Below are 3,235 nucleotides of genomic sequence, written 5' to 3' on the forward strand. Positions count from 1 at the left end.
TGTTTCTGGTGTGGTGTTTGAGAACTGTAGAGTGGATGCGAGCATCTTTGTGGTCAAGTTGTTAAGGGCACATGGTGGATGTCTTGGCTTCAGGAGCCGATGAAGGACGTAGGAGGCTGCGATAAGCCTCGGGGAGCTGTCAACCGAGCTGTGATCCGAGGATTTCCGAATGGGGAAACCCAGCACCAGTGATGTGGTGTTACCCGCACCTGAATATATAGGGTGTGTGGAGGGAACGCGGGGAAGTGAAACATCTCAGTACCCGCAGGAAGAGAAAACAACCGTGATTCCGTGAGTAGTGGCGAGCGAAAGCGGAAGAGGCTAAACCGTTTGTATGTCAAGCTGTCAGGCGTTGTGCAGGCGGTGTTGTGGGACCCAGCGTCGAGGATCTGACAGTCCTCGGAATGATCACGTGTGTTAGTGGAACGCCTTGGGATGGGCGGCCGGAGTGGGTGAGAGCCCCGTACGCGAAAACGCATTGTTGGTTGTTTGTTTGGTGTTCCCGAGTAGCAGCGAGCTCGTGGAATTTGCTGTGAATCTGCCGGGACCACCCGGTAAGCCTAAATACTTCCTGAAGACCGATAGCGGACGAGTACCGTGAGGGAAAGATGAAAAGTACCCCGGGAGGGGAGTGAAAGAGTACCTGAAACCGTGTGCCTACAAGCCGTCAGAGCCTATGGGTGATGGCGTGCCTTTTGAAGAATGAGCCTGCGAGTTAGTGCTGCGTGGCGAGGTTAACCCGTGTGGGGTAGCCGTAGCGAAAGCGAGTCTGAATAGGGCGAATGAGTCGCGTGGTCTAGACCCGAAGCGGAGTGATCTACCCATGGCCAGGGTGAAGCGACGGTAAGACGTCGTGGAGGCCCGAACCCACTTAGGTTGAAAACTGAGGGGATGAGCTGTGGGTAGGGGTGAAAGGCCAATCAAACTCCGTGATAGCTGGTTCTCCCCGAAATGCATTTAGGTGCAGCGTCGTATGTTTCTCCACGGGGGTAGAGCTACTGGATGGTCTAGGGGCCTTACCGGGTTACCGAAATCAACCAAACTCCGAATACCGTGGTGTTAGAGTACGGCAGTGAGACGGCGGGGGATAAGCTTCGTCGTCGAGAGGGAAACAGCCCAGAACACCAGCTAAGGCCCCTAAGTGTGTGCTCAGTGGGAAAGGATGTGGGATTGCCCAGACAACCAGGAGGTTGGCTTAGAAGCAGCCACCCTTGAAAGAGTGCGTAATAGCTCACTGGTCAAGTGGTCCTGCGCCGACAATGTAGCGGGGCTTAAGCACACCGCCGAAGCTGTGTCATTGACACAATAGATCCATGCGGGCCCTTGAGGTTTGTGTGTAGTCGTGTTGATGGGTAGGGGAGCGTCCTGCACCCAGGGAAGCCGTGGCGGAAGCTAGCGGTGGAGGGTGTGGGAGTGAGAATGCAGGCATGAGTAGCGAATGCAGAGTGAGAAACTCTGCCGCCGGATGACCAAGGGTTCCTGGGCCAGGCTAATCCGCCCAGGGTAAGTCGGGACCTAAGGCGAGGCCGACAGGCGTAGTCGATGGACAACGGGTTGATATTCCCGTACCCGAGCATGTGCGCCCATGACGAGGCGTTTGATACTAACCACCCAAAGCCACGCGATGAAGTCTTCGGATGGATTTGTGTGTGTGGAGCGTGGGACCTGATTTCGTAGTAGTCAAGCGATGGGGTGACGCAGGAAGGTAGCTCCGCCAGGCGATGGTTGTCCTGGTGTAAGCGTGTAGGAGAAAGCATAGGCAAATCCGTGCTTTATATACTCTGAGACGTGATGCGTAGCCGTTTGAGGCGAAGTAGAGTGATCCTATGCTGCCGAGAAAAGCCTCTAGTGAGTGCATGCACGGCCCGTACCCCAAACCAACACAGGTGGTCAGGTAGAGAATACCAAGGCGATCGGGTGAACTGTGGTTAAGGAACTCGGCAAAATGCCCCCGTAACTTCGGGAGAAGGGGGGCCAAACATCCTGAAGCTTCTTGCAGGCTAGGGGTGGGTGGCCGCAGAGACCAGCGGAAAGCGACTGTTTACTAAAAACACAGGTCCATGCGAAGTCGCAAGACGATGTATATGGACTGACGCCTGCCCGGTGCTGGAACGTTAAGAGGACCGGTTAGCCTTTCGGGGCGAAGCTGAGAATTTAAGCGCCAGTAAACGGCGGTGGTAACTATAACCATCCTAAGGTAGCGAAATTCCTTGTCGGGTAAGTTCCGACCTGCACGAATGGCGTAACGACTTTCCGGCTGTCTCAACCACAGGCCCGGCGAAATTGCACTACGAGTAAAGATGCTCGTTACGCGCGGCAGGACGGAAAGACCCCGGGACCTTTACTATAGTTTGGTATTGGTTTTCGGTTCGGCTTGTGTAGGATAGGTGGGAGACTGTGAAGCTGCAACGCTAGTTGTGGTGGAGTCGTTGTTGAAATACCACTCTGGTCGAATTGGGAATCTGAACCTCGGGCCATGATCTGGTTCAGGGACAGTGCCTGATGGGTAGTTTAACTGGGGCGGTTGCCTCCTAAAGAGTAACGGAGGCGCCCAAAGGTTCCCTCAGCCTGGTTGGCAATCAGGTGTTGAGTGCAAGTGCACAAGGGAGCTTGACTGTGAGACAGACATGTCGAGCAGGGACGAAAGTCGGGACTAGTGATCCGGCACCTCCTGGTGGAAGGGGTGTCGCTCAACGGATAAAAGGTACCCCGGGGATAACAGGCTGATCTTGCCCAAGAGTCCATATCGACGGCATGGTTTGGCACCTCGATGTCGGCTCGTCGCATCCTGGGGCCGGAGTAGGTCCCAAGGGTTGGGCTGTTCGCCCATTAAAGCGGCACGCGAGCTGGGTTTAGAACGTCGTGAGACAGTTCGGTCCCTATCCGCCGCGCGCGTAGGATACTTGAGGAAGGCTGTCCCTAGTACGAGAGGACCGGGACGGACGAACCTCTGGTGTGCCAGTTGTCCCGCCAGGGGCATGGCTGGTTGGCCACGTTCGGAAGGGATAACCGCTGAAGGCATCTAAGCGGGAAGCCTGTTCCAAGATGAGGTATCCCACCCCTTTGTGGGTTAAGGCCCCCAACAGACCATTGGGTTGATAGGCCAGAAATGGAAGCACAGTAATGTGTTGTCGAGTTGACTGGTACTAATAGGCCGAGGACTTGCCTACAAAGATGTTACGCATCCACTCTACGGTTCTGAAACACCACACCAGCAGACGGTGTGTGTTGTTTC

1 rRNA gene is annotated in these 3,235 nt (G+C 55.3%); it reads left to right on the top strand.

Going from position 1 to position 3,235, the window contains the following annotated elements:
* The first annotated feature begins 51 nt into the window (after window positions 1-51).
* Window positions 52-3,170, top strand: a 23S ribosomal RNA gene (locus tag ACLJOU_RS46830).
* The last annotated feature ends 65 nt before the right edge of the window (window positions 3,171-3,235 follow it).

This window comes from Amycolatopsis sp. cmx-4-61 (genome assembly GCF_046548775.1).
GTDB lineage: Bacteria > Actinomycetota > Actinomycetes > Mycobacteriales > Pseudonocardiaceae > Amycolatopsis.